Genomic DNA, 17,079 nt, shown 5'->3' with positions numbered 1-17,079 from the left:
CGTCGATAACCTGACATAACAAAGATTTGAGGAACACAACCGTGACCAAACTGGCCCCCGCACTGCCTATCGAAGTGGATAGCGAAACTGGCGTCTGGACGACCGATGCTCTGCCTATGCTCTATGTGCCACGGCACTTCTTTATCAATAACCACGTAGCCGTAGAAGAGGCGCTAGGTGCTGAGAAGTATGCCGAAATTCTTTATCACGCAGGTTACAAGAGCGCCTGGCACTGGTGTGAGAAAGAGGCCGAGCTACACGGCATTAGCGGAGAGGCGGTATTTGAGCACTACATGAACCGCCTTTCTCAGCGCGGTTGGGGGCTATTCATTACTGAACAGATCGATCTCAATTCGGGCACTGCCCAAGTACGACTTGAGCACAGCGCTTTTGTTTACCAGCTTGGCAAAACCGGGAACAAGGAAGAGTACATGTTCACCGGCTGGTTCGCCGGCGCCATGGACCAAATCCTCGCCGCATGTGGCAGTTCACTACGCACCGCCGCCGAGCAGACCCAGAGTGCTGCCGAGCCCGGCTGCGATGTGGGAATCTTCGTCGTCAAGCCGCTGACCGATGCCGCCCGCTAACCCGGCTACGAGGAGAGAACATCATGGCATTTGACGCAATCTTCGAGCCGATTAAGATCGGCAAGCTGACTATCCGCAACCGCGTGGTGAGCACCGCGCACGCGGAGGTGCATGCCACCGACGGTGGCATGACGACGGAACGTTACGTCAGGTACTACGAAGAGAAGGCCAAAGGCGGCTGCGGCCTGTGTATCTGCGGTGGCTCATCGGTGGTTTCCATCGATAGCCCCCAGGGCTGGTGGAGTTCGGTGAATCTTTCCACCGACCGCATCATTCCTCACTTTCAGAACCTAGCCGATGCCGTGCACAAGCATGGCGGCAAGATCATGATCCAGATCACCCACATGGGGCGTCGTTCCCGTTGGGACGGTTTTGACTGGTCGACGCTGCTATCGCCCTCCGGTATCCGCGAGCCGGTGCACCGGTCTACCTGCAAGACTATCGAAGAAGAGGATATCTGGCGGATCGTCGGCGACTTTGCGCAGGCAGCGCGCCGGGCAAAGGAAGGCGGGCTCGACGGCGTTGAGCTTTCCGCGGTACACCAGCATTTGATCGATCAGTTCTGGAGCCCGCGGGTTAATAAACGCGAGGACGAGTGGGGCGGTAGCTTCGAGAACCGCATGCGCTTCGGCATGGAAGTGCTTAAGGCGGTGCGTGCCGAAGTGGGGGATGACTTCTGCGTCGGCATGCGTATCTGCGGCGACGAGTTCCATCCGGACGGCCTCTCCCACGACGACATGAAACAGATCGCCGCTTACTACGATGCTACCGGCATGGTGGATTTCTTCGGCGTCATCGGCTCTGGCTGCGACACTCACAACACCCTCGCCAACGTTATCCCCAATATGTCCTACCCGCCGGAGCCTTTCCTACACCTGGCGGCGGGGATCAAGGAAGTGGTGAACGTCCCGGTGATCCACGCCCAGAACATTAAAGACCCCAATCAGGCCCAGCGTATCCTCAAAGGGGGCTACGTAGACCTGGTGGGCATGACCCGGGCACATATTGCCGACCCTCACCTGATCGCCAAGATCAAGATGGGCCAGATCGATCAGATCAAGCAGTGCGTGGGCGCTAACTACTGCATCGACCGCCAGTACCAGGGCCTTGATGTGCTGTGTATCCAAAACGCCGCCACGTCCCGGGAGTACATGGGTCTGCCCCACATCATTGAGAAAACCGAGGGCGCCAAGCGCAAAATCGTCGTGGTGGGCGGTGGCCCCGGCGGCATGGAGGCGGCGCGCGTCGCAGCTGAACGCGGTCACGATGTCACTCTGTTTGAGGCCGCTGACGCCTTGGGCGGGCAGATCACGATTGCCGCCCAGGCACCTCAGCGTGACCAGATCGCCGGTATCACTCGCTGGTTCCAGCTGGAGCTGGCGCGTCTTAAAGTCGACCTGCGACTGGGCACCCGCGCCGATGAGGCGACGCTGCTCGACCTGCGTCCGGATATCGTCGTGCTAGCCACCGGCGGCCAGCCCTTCCTTAGCCAGCACCCAGAGTGGGGCTATTCGGAGAATGCCGAAGAGAGCTTGGTAGTCAGCACTTGGGATATTCTCTCAGGCAAAGTGGCGCCAGGTAAAAACGTGCTGATTTATGACGCCATCTGTGAGTTCTCCGGCGTCTCTGCAGCAGATTTTCTCGCCGACAAAGGCGCCAAGGTGGAAATCGTCACCGACGATATCAAACCCGGTGCGGCGGTGGGTGGCACCACCTTCCCCACCTATTACCGCAGCCTCTACGAGAAAGAGGTGATCATGACCTCCGATCTGATGCTGCATAAGGTTTACCGCGAGGGCGACGGCTTGGTGGCGGTGCTTGAAAATGAGTACACCGGTGCACTGGAAGAGCGTGTGGTCGATCAGGTGGTCGTTGAGAACGGCGTGCGCCCCGATGAGGCGCTCTACTACGCCCTCAAAGAGCAGTCCCGCAACAAAGGGCAGGTGGATCTGGAAGCGCTTTACGCTATTCAGCCGCAACCCTGCCTGGTTGATGAGAGCGGCGAAGAGGGGGAGGGCTTCCTGCTGTTCCGCCTGGGCGACTGCACGGCACCGCGTAACACCCATGCGGCCATCTACGACGCCCTGCGAATCTGCAAAGACTTTTGACGGCTAAGGAGGGAGGCACCATGCTCGAAACGCTCTTGCCGATATTAATCTTCACCGCCATGGCCCTGGCGGCGATCGGCGCCGTGCGCCGTATCCGCCTGTGGCGTCAGGGTCGCCCCTCGCCGGTCAATCTTTTCAAGGGGCTGGCGGCTCTGCCGCGCCGTTACCTGGTGGATCTTCACCATGTGATAGGGCGTGACAAAATGATCTCCAACACCCACGTGGCTACCGCCGGTGGCTTCGTAGCTGCCGCCGTGCTGATGATTCTGGTACACGGCCTGGGTATCGCCAACCCATTGCTAGGCGGATTGCTGCTACTGGCCAGCGCTTCGATGTTCGTCGGTAGCCTGTTTGTCGCTCGCCGACGCATTAACCCACCAAAGCGGCTCTCCAAGGGGCCCTGGATGCGCCTGCCCAAGAGTTTGATGGCGTTTTCGATAGGCGTCTTCCTGATCACGCTGCCCACAGTAGGTTTGCTGCCCGAAGGTTTACTTGAAGGTGGCGGTAGTTGGTTGCTGGCGCTGGTATTAGCGGGCGTCGTGGCCTGGGGGCTGGGTGAAATGTTTTTCGGCATGACTTGGGGCGGCCCCATGAAGCATGCCTTCGCCGGCGCCCTGCATCTGGCCTTCCACCGACGCGCCGAGCGCTTCTCCACGAAAAAAGGGGGCGTCGGCCGCTCAACAGGTCTCAAGGCGTTAAACCTGGAGGATGAAGCGGCGCCTCTGGGCGTGGAAAAGCCCGCCGACTTTACCTGGAACCAACTGCTGGGCTTCGATGCCTGCGTACAGTGCGGCCGCTGCGAGGCAGTGTGCCCGGCATTTGCCGCCGGTCAGCCGCTCAACCCCAAGAAGCTGATTCAGGACATGGTGGTGGGCATGGCCGGGGGCAGTGATGCCGCCTATGCTGGCTCCCCGCACCCTTCACAAGGGCTTGGGGGCAAGCCGGTAGGTGAACACGCAGGCTCTCCCCATGGCCCCATCGTGGCGCTGAAAGGGAGGGCACTGGTCGACGCCGATACCCTATGGTCGTGTACGACTTGTCGCGCTTGCGTGGAAGAGTGCCCGATGATGATCGAGCACGTGGATGCGATTGTCGATATGCGCCGCCACCTGACGCTTGAGCGCGGTAAAACGCCCAATAAAGGCGCCGAGGTGCTCGACAATTTGATCGCTACTGACAACCCCGGCGGTTTCGATCCTGGATCGCGGCTCAACTGGGCGGCGGATCTTAACCTGCCGCTCATGGCCGATCTCAAACAGGTCGACGTGCTGCTATGGCTGGGTGATGGCGCCTTTGATATGCGCAACCAGCGAACCCTGCGCGCCCTGGTCAAAGTGTTGCGCGCCGCCGAGGTAGATTTCGCGGTGTTGGGTACTGAGGAACGCGATAGCGGCGACGTGGCCCGGCGACTGGGCGATGAGGCGACGTTTCAATCCCTGGCGAAGCGCAATATTGCCACTCTGGCTCAGTATCGCTTCTTGCAGATTGTTACCTGCGATCCCCACAGCTTTCATGTGCTGGGCAATGAGTATGGAGAGCTAGGCGGGCATTACGAGGTACGTCACCATAGTACCTTTATCGCCGAACTGTTTGATGCTGGTCGGTTGACCTTTGCCCCTTGGAAAGGCGGCAGCGTCACCTATCACGACCCGTGTTACCTGGGGCGCTATAACGGTGAATACGAAGCACCACGCAACGTGCTTAAGGCGCTGGGCATCGAGGTCAAGGAGATGGAACGCTCCGGCTTCCGCTCGCGCTGCTGCGGGGGCGGGGGCGGGGCACCGATTACCGATATTCCCGGTGAACGGCGGATTCCCGATATGCGCATGAACGACGTCAAGGAGAGCGGCGCCGAGCTGGTGGCGGTGGGCTGCCCGCAGTGTACTGCCATGCTGGAAGGCGTGGTGGATGCCAGCGCCGAAGTGCGTGATATCGCCGAGCTGGTGGCCAATGCCCTGGTAGAGCGTCCCGCGGGTGATGCGTCTGATGGGCCCCGCCGGCCTGCTGCATCGACGACGGCTGAAGAGGTGATCGTATGAGTGAGATTATTCGCCGCGACCCACGTCGTGAGTGGATCGCCCGAAACCGTCTGCACCCCGACAACGCCGCGGTGCTGGCCGCCTTGGGTGTAAACAGGGGCGGCGGAGCGGTCAGCGAATGGATGGGCCCCAACGGCGTGGTGCGCAAGGATCCTCGTGCCATCGGTTTTATCGGTCCCAATGGCGTCAAACGGATTGATCGTAGTGGCCTCCAGCAAGGGGGGCAGGCCACCGCGACCACCACGGCGGCCCGCGATAGCCGCCGCACGGTGACCATTGATCAGCCCGCCTTCCTGGTGGCCGTGGTGCCCGACCTGACCGGTGGGCGCCTCTCTAGTCATGACAAGGATCTGCTGGGCCTGGCCCGGCGTGTGGCGGATGCCGATGCCGACCAGCCCGGCGCCGTGGTGGCGATTCTGTTTGGTGAGCATAAGGGCGAGGGGGACGGCGAGCTTAAGGAGCAGGCGCTGGGGGACGCCGGGATTGATCGCGTCGTGCATCTTAATGATGAGTTTTACGCGGGGTTTGCGCCTGAAGCGCGTCTGGCGGCTTTAAGCGCCGTTGAACGGGAGATGATGCCGCGCTTCTGGCTGTTGCCGGACTCCCCCCTGGGCGGAGCCGATCTGGGGCGGCGGCTTGCTTTACGCCTGGGTGAACGCGCTGCCACGGGGGTGTGGCAGGTGGAGGCAGATAATGAGGCCTCTTTGGGTTGGCGCTGCACGGCCCGTGGCGCCGCCGGAAGCCTGGATATCCAGCGCCCTCTGCCGCGGGTTGCCCTGGCGCTAGCCGAGTGCGCCGAACCGGTGGATGAGACGCGGCATGCGGCCGAGCGATTGACCCTGGCAGCGTCAATCCCCACCACCTTGTCGTGCATTGAAGACCTGGGGCAGGTGGCGGTGGATCCCGCCGGGGTGGCGCTGGCCGAGGCTGAGTTCATCCTCTCCGGCGGCAACGGCGTCAAGCAGTGGGATGCCTTCCATCATGCCGCGAAAGTCCTCGGCGCGACCGAAGGGGCCTCGCGTGTCGCGGTGGACGACGGCTTTATGGCTCGCGATCGTCAGGTGGGCGCGACCGGCACCTGGGTAACCGCCCGAGTCTATATGGCGGTGGGTATTTCAGGCGCTATCCAGCACCTTCAAGGCATTCAGCGTTGCGACAAGGTGGTGGCGATCAATCTCGATCCGGGGTGTGACATCATCAAGCGCGCTGATCTGGCGGTGATTGGCGACAGCACGCAAATTCTGGCCGCGTTAGTGGCCATGGTGGAACAGCAGCGGGGAGGGCAGCGCGATGCAGCCTGATCTACAGCAACAGCAACAAAAAAAGCAACAGGGAATTGACGTGGCGGTGCTGGTCTCCATCGGTCGTCACCCTACCACTGGTCGCGCCAGGCGCGCCGAACAGGATGCCCGAGGCCTGGAGCTTGCGCTGGCCATGGAGACCGAGCTGCCGGGCACCCGGATCAGCGTGCTGCATGCGGGTGCCCAGGACGATAGCAGCGAAGCAGCTCTGCGCGGCTACTTAGGTATGGCCACAGGCGTCGGCATGGGGCTTGAAACCATGACGCTGCTCGAGCAGCCCGAGGGCAGTGACGCCATTCCTGCTCTGGCGGCATACCTGGCCGCAACCTCTCCTCAGCTAGTGATCACCGGCGCCCGTGCAGAGCGCGGTGAAGGCTCTGGGCTTTTGCCCTATGCGTTGGCAGAACATCTCGGCTGGCCATTGGTTAATAGTTTGGCGTCGGTAGAAAAAGTGGAAAATGGCGTGGTAACGATGCTCCAGGCGTTGCCACGGGGGCAGCGTCGACGTCTCAAAGTGCGCCTGCCCGCTATCATCAGCGTGGATGAAGCGGGGCCAGCGGCGCGTCAAAGTGCCTTCGGCCCGGCTCGCCGAGCCACTTTTACGATCACGTCCACTAGCCCTGAAGCCGACAGCGAGTTGGCTCAGTGGCACCTGGCCCCCGCACGTAAACGGCCTAAGCGTCTAAAAATCGTCAAAGCCGCGTCGGCCAGGGATCGCTTCAAGGCGGCGGCCTCCAAGTCTGAGGGCAAGGGCGGGCAAGTGCTCACCGATGTGAGCCCCGAGCAGGGCGCCGAGGCGATCTACAAGCTGCTCAAGGAAGAGGATGTGCTGCGCTGACAACCACCATAGGATCAATCGCTGGATAGCGGCGCAGCAGGGTCAGGTGGCCGCCGATAGCTGCCGCGGACGCCAAGGCATGCGCCAGCATCCCCAGTGTCGGCGCAGGCACTGATCGACAATGACTTTCAGGACATCACGTGGCGGGAAGATACCAACAAGCCGTTGTGCTCCCAATTTGCCGCTGTCTGGTTGTGTGTGGCGCGAGGCCAGCAGAAGCGCTGACCGGATTGGCCGCAGAAACTGAGCGCAACACTTCATAACTCTCCCGTCCATGAAATTATTGCTTGCATGAGTGGGATAGTTATGCAATGGGTTTTAAGTAAAGCTTTCAGTCTCGGTGACATCAAGCTCCAAGTACATCAGCCCGGTTAGTTTTGGAAATGTCATGCTCCGCAAGATAGGCTTCCTGAGAGTCATCCATGGCATACAACCAGGGGGTGTGATGTGTGGGTGCCATGGTGCCTGTCATCAACGAACGGTAGGAGTGGTCGCGGAAGGCCATGATGTCTTCGTGCTTGTGATGCTCCCATTCCAGAAACGTCTGGTTGACGCCGTCAATATCGAAACTGGGGTAGTCGGTATTGTCGATGAGTGCCTTAACGTAATCGCCCTGGAAAACAATCATGTCTTCATCGCTTTCGAGGGTTTCTTCTCGTGCTCGCCAAGTGGCACTGTCGTCGCGCATTTCATCCTGACTCGGTAGGGGTATACGTCCCAAAATAACATCACGAACGAACCAAGCTTGGGCATCAAACATATTGAATGTGTAGAACTGATCCTGCATGCCCAGGTAGAAAAGCTTGGGATTGTGCTCCCAAACGACGCCTTTATAAAGATTCAGTGGCCACAGACGGTTGTTAGTCTTCAGGCGTAGTGGTTCGGCAAGGAAGGGGAAGTGGTGGAGGTAGCCGGTACACAGGATAATGGCGTCAATGCGCTTTGATGTGCCATCCGCAAAATAGGCGATATCGCGATCTACGCGCTGCAGCTGCTGCTTCTCTTGCCAGTTATCGGGCCAGTTGAAGCCCATTGGCCGAGTTCGATAGCTGTTTGTGATGCTCCGCGCGCCGTACTTGTAGCACTGAGAGCCAATATCTTCCGCAGAATAGCTACTACCGACCAACAGAACCTCCTTGTCTTTGAATTCCAGCGCGTCACGAAAGTCGTGAGCATGCAGGATGCGTCCGCTAAAATGCTCAAAGCCTTCAAATTCGGGCACGTTGGGAGTAGAGAAATGCCCAGAGGCGACGATGACATGGTCAAATTGCTCGTTGCTGACGGTGTCCGTGGTGTGGTCATGGGCGATGACCGTAAAGGTCTCGCGGGCTTCGTCGTAGCTGATTTGACGTACTGGGCAATTGAAGCGGATGAATTTGCGTACGCCCGCTTTCTCAACGCGGCCTTTGATGTAATCCCAGAGCACTGCGCGTGGCGGATAAGAGGCAATCGGACGACCAAAATGCTCTTCAAAGGAGTAATCAGCGAATTCCAGACACTCTTTGGGCCCGTTCGACCACAGATAGCGGTACATGCTGCCGTGAACCGGTTCACCGTTTTCGTCGAGCCCGGTACGCCACGTATAGTTCCACAGCCCCCCCCAGTCGCCTTGCTTTTCGAAGCAGACCAGCTCTGGGATCTCACTTCCTTTATCATATGCCGACTGAAAGGCTCGAAGCTGTGCCAGGCCGCTTGGGCCGGCACCGATGATCGCGATACGCTTTTTCATAGCTAGTTTCCTGTACGGATCCTAAATGAAGAGAAGTAGGAGTAATAGGCGCGAGAAAAGCTTCACTCACGCACTACCAACCTAGAGGATTGATACAGGCAAAAAAATTACTCTGAAAGGGTAGGCCAAAAGGGTTAGGCATTAACACGCAGGGCCGCTGATATCGGCCTCAAAGGCGATAATGACCCCTTCGACGCCGAGAACGGCAGCGTTTTGCGAGTATACGCCATGGCCTTTTTCGCTAATGCGACGCAGCCGCCCATCGGCGCATTGAATACGGTAAGCCAGTTCGAAGCTGCGATGCTCGCGCAGGGCATCTTGAACTTGTTCCCAAACTTGGTCGGCGTCCTGGGCGTAGATCATCTCTCCATAGCTGATCAGGGAATGGTTGAGTAGCGCCTCCGCGGGGTAGCCGGTCAATGCGTGACAGCCGTCACTGACGTACTCCATTGTCCAGTGGCGATTGTTGCGCGCTCGGTAAATCATCACGGGTAGGCCATTGACCAGTTGCGACAGGCTGCGATGGTTGGCCGAGTGAATCTGGTCACGCTGAACCTGTGGGGTGATATCGCAAAGGGAGAGACTAACAGGCCAGACCGAGCCAAGCTCCAGTGACTGGGCGCGTAGTTCACACCAGCGTAGTCCATGATCGGCCCCCATCACTCTCAGCCATAACGGTGCTGGTCTTTCCTGGCGATTAACCTGGCGGCATAATTGTTGCCAGACGGCTCGGTCGGCGGGGTGAACATAATCGAGCAGGTGCGCCAGATTTGCCCCGTCGTTATCGCCGATCAGATGCTTCCAGCTGCGGTTAGCGTAAATAATTTCGCTGCTTTCATCTACCACCATTACAGCTTCGTTCAGGCTATCCAGCAGGCGGCGGTAGGGCGGTGTGGTCGCTCGGCGTTTCGACCTGAGACCAAGCGGCATCAGCAAACTCAACATGTCGAATCCTGGTTGGATAGCGGGTGAGCATGTACCCAGGCGGCCAGTTCCAGGCGTGAGCGCACGTTGAGTTTGCGCAGTAGGTTTTTGACATAAACTTTGACGGTACTATCGCTGATGCCCAGTTCACGTGCGATGAGCTTATTGCTAAGTCCTCTGGCGATACACACGAGGGTATGGCGTTCACGTTCGGTCAGCTTTTCCACCCAAGTGGCGGGGATTGAAGTCGTTTCACCGTGACGTTCTTCTTGGTCTGCACGCAGCCGGTGGGCTAGCATCATAACGACTTCGTCATTTAGCGCGATCTTGCCGGTTAGCAGCGCATCCAGACGCTCAAGGATGATGTCTGGATCGGTATCCTTGAGCAGGTAGCCGTCGGCGCCAAGCTGGATGGCTTTCAGTAGATCATTGCTGTCGTTGGAAGCGGTCAGCATGACCACCCAGATATCTTCATGCTCGACCTTAATGCGTTCCAGTAGCGCTAGACCATCGGTGCCCGGCATCTGTAAATCGAGCAGCAACAGTTCGGGATTCAGGTGCTCAAGGTGCAGCAGTAACTCCTCGCCGCTGCCGAATTCATCCAGCACTTCAAATCGTTGGCTTTCGTTGAGCAATTCCGCTACACCGCGCCGAAACAAAGGATGGTCGTCAACCAGAACAACACGCGTAGGATTCATCTCATCTCTCTATTTTTACGCTATCTGTGGTAAGGCCAGCGAGGGTCAATTCAACACGCGTGCCACCGCTAGCGAGCGGCCCCACTTTCAGGTGCGCGTCGATTCTTAATGCACGCTCGCGCATGATATCCAACCCGAAACTGGCCTTGCTGTCATTTCCCTGAACGATGCCCGAGCCATTGTCATCGACACGCACCAGTAAGCCGCCTGGGTGCCTGGGCAAGAGCTGGATACGTACGTGGGTGGCGTGGGCGTGGCGCACGCTGTTGCTTAGGGCTTCACGCACGATCAGCAGCACTTGAATAGCGACCCGCTTGGATAAATGCCCAGGCTGAGCCCGGTTGTCTAACTCAAACACTAGGCCTGATCGCTGTTCGAACTCCTTCACGCTGCGCATGAGCTCAAGGTTCAGCGAACTATCTTCCAGGGTAACGCGGGCACTGCTAATCAACTCGCGGGTTTGCCGGTAGGCGCGCTGCGTTTGCAAGTGAATGTCAGTTGCTAGCGCCTTTAGCTCAGGCATTGGTTGACGACAGGCCTTTTCCAGACGCGAGGTGCGCAACCTGAGAAACCCCAGCTCCTGAGCAATGGTGTCATGTAGCTCCGCGGCGTATTCGCGACGCTCTTTCTCTATAGCTGCTTCGCGTTGCCGTTGGTGCGCCAGACAAATCCGCAACCCGTCCGACAGCGCTCTCCGCAGTGGCTCGATAGTCTGGGCCAAAGGCTCGTGCCCCCACCGGCCAGGTAGTAATAACCAGGCTGCGGAGTTTTCCCCCTGGGGTAGCAACCGCCTTGCATACATAGGCTGGGGCCAGGAGGGAAGTTGCAGCCATTGTTCCGTCTCGACGTACTCGGCAGACAATAGATAGTCCACCGCTGAGGCCTGCTCCTGGTCGAGGGTAACACCGGGGGGCATTATTAAGGTCAGTTGCGCCGGGGATACGCTTAAGGCAAGAGATAAGCCTACTTCGCTGGCAGCAGAATATCCCGGCGTAAGGTGGCCCTGCACCCAACCCAGAACCGCCGATAAATCGTCTGGAACATGCTCGCAGGCGGCGATGCGTAAGGTTAGCCCGTGGAGGATCTGGCTGCTCAAAAGCGGCTCAGGCGACGACGCCTTTTCAGGTTGGGCAACCCAACGTTCAATCCAACCACTAAGGCTGATGGCCATCCGCTGCCTCCCATCATCGATGTCCGCGCCTGATGCGCGTTAGACCTGCTCCTGATAGAAGCAGTTTTCATGCCATTAGAGAATAGCTACTCCTTCGTGATTACCCCTCATGGCCGATTGTGCGGCTCCCTACTGCGAGTAAAGTAATTTTATCCAAAAGAAATTTATCGTCACATGATGGCCGTCAGAGGTAGCCATGCACCATATAAGGAGTGAATGGTTACCACGACGCACCATAATGAGGAATGAGGTCGAGCATTAATGAGGCCGGCGTTGGATGAAAGATAAAACAGTGCCGGGCACATCGACACGTACAGCATGAGGTAATCCCATGGAGAGTCGGTACACTCCTACAGAGCAGGCGCTAACATCGCCTTGTCGGCGCTATCGTATCGCTGGCCAGCATGCCCTGCGCCTACAGCTATTACCGGGTGAATGCCTGAGCGTAACGACGCCAGACGGTGAGCAAGGCTGCGATGTATTGGCCCTTGATCAGTACAACCAAGCCGTGACCGCGACGCTGGGTATTGAGATGCAACCGTCGGCAGCGCTGACGCTCAGCCAGCTTGAGCAAAGCAATCGTGCCGCCGAGTGTTTGAGCACTCAATTCGATCGTTGGCAGATTGACACCGATTTGTTGGATCAGGGGGGGCATGTGCCGGGCCAGTGGCTGCCTTTGGAACTGAGTCGGCCAACGGGGAGCGCGCCGCTGACGCTTGTGCTGATAGCGCCCGGCAAGGATATGGCGGTATCCGAGCAGTCGCCAGCGACCGAGCTGAACGTGACCCACTGGCACCTACCCGACCACCCGCTAGAACTGCCTGAACCGCTGGCCGAGCCTATTAACGAGATTCATATACCCCACAGCAGCGCGCGCCCTTACCAAGTTAAGGCGGGCGAGTGGATTCAGATTATCGACGTGGCCGGCAAGCAGAGTTCTGATTTTATCGCCTTCGATAAAGCCGCCCTGGATCAGGGGGAGGAGCTGACGTTGGATGCGGCGGCTACGCGCACACTAGCCGCTAGCGCGATGCCACAGCCCGGTCTGTTTTCACGTTTCGCCGATCAGCGTCTCCAGCCAATGCTGGAGGTCGTACAGGATACGGTCGGACGTCACGACAGTTTTATGCTGGCCTGTACACCCAAATTCTACGAAGACAGCGGCTATTTCGGCCACATCAGTTGTACCGAGAATTTCAACCGCGAACTAGCGGCTTATAAGGTTGCGCCGAGGGCGGGTTGGCCGGCCATTAATTTTTTCTTCAATACCCAGGTCGAGCCCTGCGGCACCCTGACGGCAGATGAACCCTGGTCGCGTCCTGGCGACTATGTGCTGTTGCGCGCCCAACGTGACCTGGTCTGCGCCTCATCCGCTTGCCCGGACGACATTGACCCAGCCAACGGATGGACGCCCACCGACATACATGTGCGCATCTACGCAGCCGAGCATGAATTCCCCCGCGCTATTGCTAATCGGACCACTCCAGAGGAATTGCCACGCATGACACTGCAAACCGCCTTTCATCGCCGAACATCGGCCCTGACCAAGCGTTTCGTTGAGTATCGCGGCTATTGGTTACCCAGAGAGTTTGAAGGTTGGGGGCGTCGTGCCGAATACCTGGCTTGCCGCGAGCGGGTCGCGGTCATGGATTTAACGCCGCTGCGTAAGTTTGAAGTCGTGGGGCCGGATGCTGAACGCCTGTTACAGTACGCTCTGACCCGCAACGTGCGACGTCTGTCGGTGGGTGAAATCGCGTACTCAGCCGCTTGCCATGAAACCGGCGGTATGCTCGACGATGGCACGCTATTTCGGATGGGCGAGCAAGCCTTTCGGTGGATATGCGGGGATGCTTACAGCGGTATCTGGTTACGCGAGTTGGCGACCCGCCAGGGGTACAAGGTGAGCGTTCGGGAATCCACCCAGCAACTGCATAATCTTGCCATCCAGGGGCCGCACAGCCGTGAGTTACTTAGCCAGCTGGTGTGGAACGCCGAGACTCAACCCTGCGTGGCACAGCTTGGTTGGTTCCACTTTATGATCGGCCGATTGGGTGGCGCGGAGGGCGTACCGCTCATGGTATCCAGAACCGGCTACACCGGAGAACTGGGTTTTGAAGTCTGGTGCCATCCCGACCATGGCGAACGCCTTTGGGATGCAGTCTGGGAGGCTGGGCTACCCTATGGGCTGGCGCCTCTTGGCCTGGATGCACTCGATATGTTGCGTATCGAAGCGGGGCTGGTCTTCGCCGAGCATGAATTCTGCCCGGAAACCAACCCTTTCGAGGCCGGGATCGGTTTCACAGTACCCATGAAAACCAAAGAAGAGGATTTTGTCGGCCGTGACGCCATGGCGCGGCAGGCGCCCGAAAGTCGTCACAAGTTGATGGGGCTGGTCATCGATAGCACCGAGCTGGTAAGTCATGGCGATCAAGTCTTTCAGGGACGCTTCCCGGTCGGCGTGGTGACCAGTGCGACGCAGTCGCCACTGCTAAAACAATCGATTGCGCTTTGCCGTCTGGCGCCCGATTTTGCCACGCCCGGCACCCTGCTGGAAGTGGGCCGCCTTGATGGTCAGCAGAAACGTTTCTCCGCCGAAGTCGTTACCTTGCCGTTCTATGACAAGGAGCGTACCCGCGTACGCAGTTGAGCGCTATTGAAGTGCATTGATTGCGTATAACGCATCAATACTATGCCGAGGAATAATGAGAAGTGCCGATGTGTTTTTATATTTAAAAAGAGCATTTTAAAGCATGGTATTTATTTTTAATAAAACATCATATTAAAGAGTAACTTTTGTGCTCTTTCCAAGATGTAATTCTTTGGCATAAATATTGCTTTTATTTTAATGAAAGTATCTTTCCCAGCAAAAATTATCTGGTTAATAGAAGGCCAGGCCACTTTCATGGCCATACTTCATTAAGAGGGGAACAACATGACGACTGATGAGCTACAAAGCATCTTCGAGATGCATCAGGCAATGAACATAGAAGTGTTTTACTGGTGGTGTATCGCCATCATGTTCATGATTCACGCAGGCTTTTTAGCCTACGAAATAGGTGCTTCACGTACCAAGAATGCGCTGGCATCGGGAATGAAAAACATCCTAACGCTGGCCTCGGTTATCCCCGCTTTCTATTTCGTCGGCTGGTGGGTCTACAACGCTTTTCCTAATGGTCTGATCCCCATTGAGGCGTCAGCCGCGCTGCCCTGGAGTGCAAGTATGCGTCCCGATGTCAACGACATGGGCACAGGCATCTTCTTTGCAGCTTTCGCACTTTTTGGCGCCACCACTGGCTCGATTCTTTCCGGGGCGGTTATTGAGCGCATCCGTCTGAGTGCTTTTCTTATCTTGGCAGTGATCCTGGGGGCAGGTGTGTGGATACTCGCTGGCGCTTGGGGGTGGCATCCGAACGGCTGGCTGTTGACCAAATTCGGTTACCACGATGTGGGCGCTGCGGGCGTGGTGCATGCGGTAGCGGGCTTCTTCGCCCTCGGTGTGGTGATGAATCTGGGCGCTAGAATTGGCAAGTATAAGAACGGCAAGCCCCAGGCGATTCCACCGCACAACATGCCTATGTCGCTGCTCGGCCTAATGATGATCATCGTCGGCTTCTTTGGCTTTCTCGGCGGCTGTATCATCTTCAACACTGGCGACATAGGCTGGACAACTATTTACGGTAACCAGACTAACCTCTCTGCTTTTGCTTTTAACACCGTCATGGGCTTCGCTGGTGGTGTAATCGGTGCTTATCTGGTGTCTCGCGACCCCTTCTGGACCATGTCTGGGGGGCTGGGCGGTATTATCACGGTTGCTGCCGGTTTGGATCTTTACAACCCCGGCCTGGCTTTCGTTCTGGCAGCCAGTGGCGGCGCCTTGATGGCTAAAGTAGGCAACTTTCTTGAACAGCGTGGCCTGGACGATTCTGTTGGCGCGTTCGCGGTTCATGGCTTTTGCGGTTTCTACGGCGTGGTGCTCGTCGGTATTTTCGCAGCAGGATTCGCGAATGTAGATGGAATACCGGATGTTTCCTTCACTGGCCAGTTGATGGGTGCCATTGTCATGGCCTTGACCGGTTTTATTCCTGGCTGGGGCATTTCTTATGCGTTGAAAAAGTTCAACATCCTGCGTGTGCCACCACATGCTGAAGCGCTTGGCCTGGATTTGGTGGAAATATCCGCTAGACCCTATCCTGAAAGTGAACCCGTCAACAGCAATTCGCCCTTGGGTACTCGTTCAGGGTTTAGCACGACTGCCCCTATGGCGAAAAGACCCGATATCAGTTGATACCGCTAACGCTAAATGCAAGACAGCGTTATTGCGCCAATAAAATGATCAACGCCGAAACGCCAAAGCGTTCAGGAGAGAAAACAATGGAAACCAATGTCGATGTGCCAAGCGCAGTCAACTACCTGCTATTTTTCAGCCACCCAGTCGCCATCGCTGTTAGCCTGGTAATCGGAGTGGGGCTTTGTATTTTATTAACTGTGAGCATTATAAAACACGAAAATGCAGCGTTTGAAAAGCACGAGTCCACGCAGGAATAATTAGAACCATAAAAACCGGTGCAAAATGCACCGGTTTTTATGTCCCAAGAGTCACAACGAGTACCGATAGTTTAAGTAATGATTACCCTTGATCTTCATGGCCGTAATGAATAATCGAGAGCAGTTTGATGGGAACCTCTAACAGCTGTTCCGGGCCATGCGGCACGGCGGCATCGAAAGCCAGGCTATCGCCCTGGTTCATTTCGTAAAAACTTTTGCCATGGCGATAAATGAGCTTCCCTTCGAGCAAATAGATGAACTCGTGTCCTGCGTGACAAAAGTTGGGGAAGACCTCGCTAGCATCGTCCATTGTAATCAGAAAAGGCTCGTAGCGCTTATTGGGGCCCTGGCGGTAACTGAGAAGCTGATAAGTGTGACCGACTTCGGTACCCGTACGCACTACTTCCATACCCTCGCCGGCTTTTACGTGCTGTGCGCCGCGTCCTCCGATATCGAAATCGCTAAACAACTTGGATATCGGCAGGTCGATGGCGTTGCAGAGTCGGCTTAGTGTTTCCAGGCTGGTCGAGACCTGTGCATTTTCGACCTTGCTGATCATGCCTTGGCTGAGATCCGCTATGCGTGCGACATCTGATATTTTGTAGCCCTGTGAAATCCTCTTATTTTTCAATGCCCTGGCGATATGCTGTTCCAGGCTGAGACGGGTGTTCTGTTTGTCAGTGGTTATCTTTTCGTTCATAGCATGGTGGCTCAAGTTCCGGCAGGCTAGGCGCCAATTTTTATCTGGAAATAACACAATACTGGTATGAAACCATAAGCGGCTAAGCAAAGCATAGCCGTTTTGTGGTTGGCCGCTTACGTGCGAGGTTTGATCATGATGCTTAGCCTAGCAATTAGCATGAGTACATTACCGCCTCGCACTGCCTGGTGAGTGTCTAGTCATTATTTGAAGTAAAGTAAGAGAGAAGTCGAAAGTAATTTTTAAATACAAACTCTATTATTTACTGAGGGGGGTAGGCATTGTTATGCATGACCTATTTTAGTTAATAGACAACCCAGGATGCACTAAAAAGGTAAAAGTAGAAATAATGATAAATTGGTAAAGTTATGAAAACTATTTTATTTATTAATCTGGCACGTTAAATGCTTAAAATTTTTTTGTGAATACTGGATTTTAA

The 17,079-nt window shown here is 56.7% G+C and carries 13 protein-coding genes; 8 read left to right on the top strand and 5 right to left on the bottom strand.

Annotated features, from left to right (window positions below):
• The first annotated feature begins 41 nt into the window (after positions 1 to 41).
• Genes V8L70_RS14275 through etfB form a run of 5 tightly spaced genes read left to right on the top strand, consistent with a single transcriptional unit; the run spans position 42 to position 6,873 of the window.
• On the top strand, positions 42 to 587 hold the full coding sequence (locus V8L70_RS14275; RefSeq protein ID WP_335596201.1) for a DUF5943 domain-containing protein: 546 nt from the start codon (positions 42 to 44) through the stop codon (positions 585 to 587).
• Positions 588 to 610: 23 nt separating this feature from the next.
• Positions 611 to 2,695 (top strand): dimethylglycine demethylation protein DgcA, encoded by a 2,085-nt coding sequence (dgcA, locus tag V8L70_RS14270; RefSeq protein WP_336269829.1) that lies wholly within the window; start codon positions 611 to 613, stop codon positions 2,693 to 2,695.
• Between the two features lie 20 nt (positions 2,696 to 2,715).
• A complete protein-coding gene (locus V8L70_RS14265) occupies positions 2,716 to 4,734 on the top strand; it encodes a (Fe-S)-binding protein (protein ID WP_336269828.1) in 2,019 nt (672 codons plus the stop codon).
• Positions 4,731 to 6,035, top strand: a complete 1,305-nt coding sequence (gene etfA / locus V8L70_RS14260; RefSeq protein ID WP_336269827.1) for an electron transfer flavoprotein subunit alpha — start codon at positions 4,731 to 4,733, stop codon at positions 6,033 to 6,035. The genes V8L70_RS14265 and etfA overlap by 4 nt, the downstream gene beginning before the upstream one ends.
• Positions 6,025 to 6,873 (top strand): electron transfer flavoprotein subunit beta, encoded by an 849-nt coding sequence (gene etfB / locus V8L70_RS14255; RefSeq protein WP_336269825.1) that lies wholly within the window; start codon positions 6,025 to 6,027, stop codon positions 6,871 to 6,873. Before etfA ends, etfB begins: the two co-directional genes overlap by 11 nt.
• A gap of 346 nt (positions 6,874 to 7,219) precedes the next feature.
• Here the strand turns inward: etfB and V8L70_RS14250 are convergent, their stop codons facing one another.
• The 4 genes from V8L70_RS14250 to V8L70_RS14235 all read right to left on the bottom strand — a co-directional run bounded on the left by V8L70_RS14250 (position 7,220) and on the right by V8L70_RS14235 (position 11,395).
• Positions 7,220 to 8,602: a trimethylamine monooxygenase gene (locus tag V8L70_RS14250; RefSeq protein WP_336269824.1), complete on the bottom strand. Its 1,383-nt coding sequence runs from the start codon at positions 8,600 to 8,602 to the stop codon at positions 7,220 to 7,222.
• A 141-nt stretch (positions 8,603 to 8,743) separates the two neighbouring features.
• A complete protein-coding gene (locus V8L70_RS14245) occupies positions 8,744 to 9,547 on the bottom strand; it encodes a PAS domain-containing protein (RefSeq protein WP_336269822.1) in 804 nt (267 codons plus the stop codon).
• A complete protein-coding gene (locus tag V8L70_RS14240) occupies positions 9,541 to 10,224 on the bottom strand; it encodes a response regulator (RefSeq protein WP_336269820.1) in 684 nt (227 codons plus the stop codon). Before V8L70_RS14240 ends, V8L70_RS14245 begins: the two co-directional genes overlap by 7 nt.
• Before the next feature lies 1 nt (position 10,225).
• Positions 10,226 to 11,395: a sensor histidine kinase gene (locus V8L70_RS14235; RefSeq protein ID WP_336269818.1), complete on the bottom strand. Its 1,170-nt coding sequence runs from the start codon at positions 11,393 to 11,395 to the stop codon at positions 10,226 to 10,228.
• A 331-nt stretch (positions 11,396 to 11,726) separates the two neighbouring features.
• On the opposite strand from V8L70_RS14235, the gene V8L70_RS14230 reads away from it, so the two are divergent.
• The 3 genes from V8L70_RS14230 to V8L70_RS14220 all read left to right on the top strand — a co-directional run bounded on the left by V8L70_RS14230 (position 11,727) and on the right by V8L70_RS14220 (position 15,940).
• On the top strand, positions 11,727 to 14,042 hold the full coding sequence (locus tag V8L70_RS14230) for a DUF1989 domain-containing protein (protein ID WP_336269817.1): 2,316 nt from the start codon (positions 11,727 to 11,729) through the stop codon (positions 14,040 to 14,042).
• A gap of 285 nt (positions 14,043 to 14,327) precedes the next feature.
• Positions 14,328 to 15,680: an ammonium transporter gene (locus tag V8L70_RS14225; RefSeq protein WP_336269816.1), complete on the top strand. Its 1,353-nt coding sequence runs from the start codon at positions 14,328 to 14,330 to the stop codon at positions 15,678 to 15,680.
• 44 nt (positions 15,681 to 15,724) lie between these two features.
• Positions 15,725 to 15,940, top strand: coding sequence for a hypothetical protein (locus tag V8L70_RS14220; protein ID WP_336269814.1), 216 nt, complete (start codon positions 15,725 to 15,727; stop codon positions 15,938 to 15,940).
• 82 nt (positions 15,941 to 16,022) lie between these two features.
• Here V8L70_RS14220 and V8L70_RS14215 read toward each other — a convergent pair whose 3' ends face one another.
• Positions 16,023 to 16,640 (bottom strand): helix-turn-helix domain-containing protein, encoded by a 618-nt coding sequence (locus V8L70_RS14215; RefSeq protein WP_336269812.1) that lies wholly within the window; start codon positions 16,638 to 16,640, stop codon positions 16,023 to 16,025.
• Between the last annotated feature and the right edge of the window lie 439 nt (positions 16,641 to 17,079).

This window comes from Vreelandella arctica (assembly GCF_037070215.1).
Lineage (GTDB): Bacteria > Pseudomonadota > Gammaproteobacteria > Pseudomonadales > Halomonadaceae > Vreelandella > Vreelandella arctica.
This window is presented reverse-complemented; position numbering and strand designations above follow the sequence as displayed.

Excerpts from the sequence above, each read along its gene's own strand:
- dgcA (WP_336269829.1), top strand. The coding sequence starts at position 611 with ATGGCATTTGACGCAATCTTCGAGCCGATTAAGATCGGCAAGCTGACT.
- V8L70_RS14265 (WP_336269828.1), top strand. The coding sequence starts at position 2,716 with ATGCTCGAAACGCTCTTGCCGATATTAATCTTCACCGCCATGGCCCTG.
- etfA (WP_336269827.1), top strand. The coding sequence starts at position 4,731 with ATGAGTGAGATTATTCGCCGCGACCCACGTCGTGAGTGGATCGCCCGA.
- etfB (WP_336269825.1), top strand. The coding sequence starts at position 6,025 with ATGCAGCCTGATCTACAGCAACAGCAACAAAAAAAGCAACAGGGAATT.
- V8L70_RS14250 (WP_336269824.1), bottom strand. The coding sequence starts at position 8,602 with ATGAAAAAGCGTATCGCGATCATCGGTGCCGGCCCAAGCGGCCTGGCA.
- V8L70_RS14245 (WP_336269822.1), bottom strand. The coding sequence starts at position 9,547 with ATGTTGAGTTTGCTGATGCCGCTTGGTCTCAGGTCGAAACGCCGAGCG.
- V8L70_RS14240 (WP_336269820.1), bottom strand. The coding sequence starts at position 10,224 with ATGAATCCTACGCGTGTTGTTCTGGTTGACGACCATCCTTTGTTTCGG.
- V8L70_RS14235 (WP_336269818.1), bottom strand. The coding sequence starts at position 11,395 with ATGGCCATCAGCCTTAGTGGTTGGATTGAACGTTGGGTTGCCCAACCT.
- V8L70_RS14230 (WP_336269817.1), top strand. The coding sequence starts at position 11,727 with ATGGAGAGTCGGTACACTCCTACAGAGCAGGCGCTAACATCGCCTTGT.
- V8L70_RS14225 (WP_336269816.1), top strand. The coding sequence starts at position 14,328 with ATGACGACTGATGAGCTACAAAGCATCTTCGAGATGCATCAGGCAATG.
- V8L70_RS14220 (WP_336269814.1), top strand. The coding sequence starts at position 15,725 with ATGATCAACGCCGAAACGCCAAAGCGTTCAGGAGAGAAAACAATGGAA.
- V8L70_RS14215 (WP_336269812.1), bottom strand. The coding sequence starts at position 16,640 with ATGAACGAAAAGATAACCACTGACAAACAGAACACCCGTCTCAGCCTG.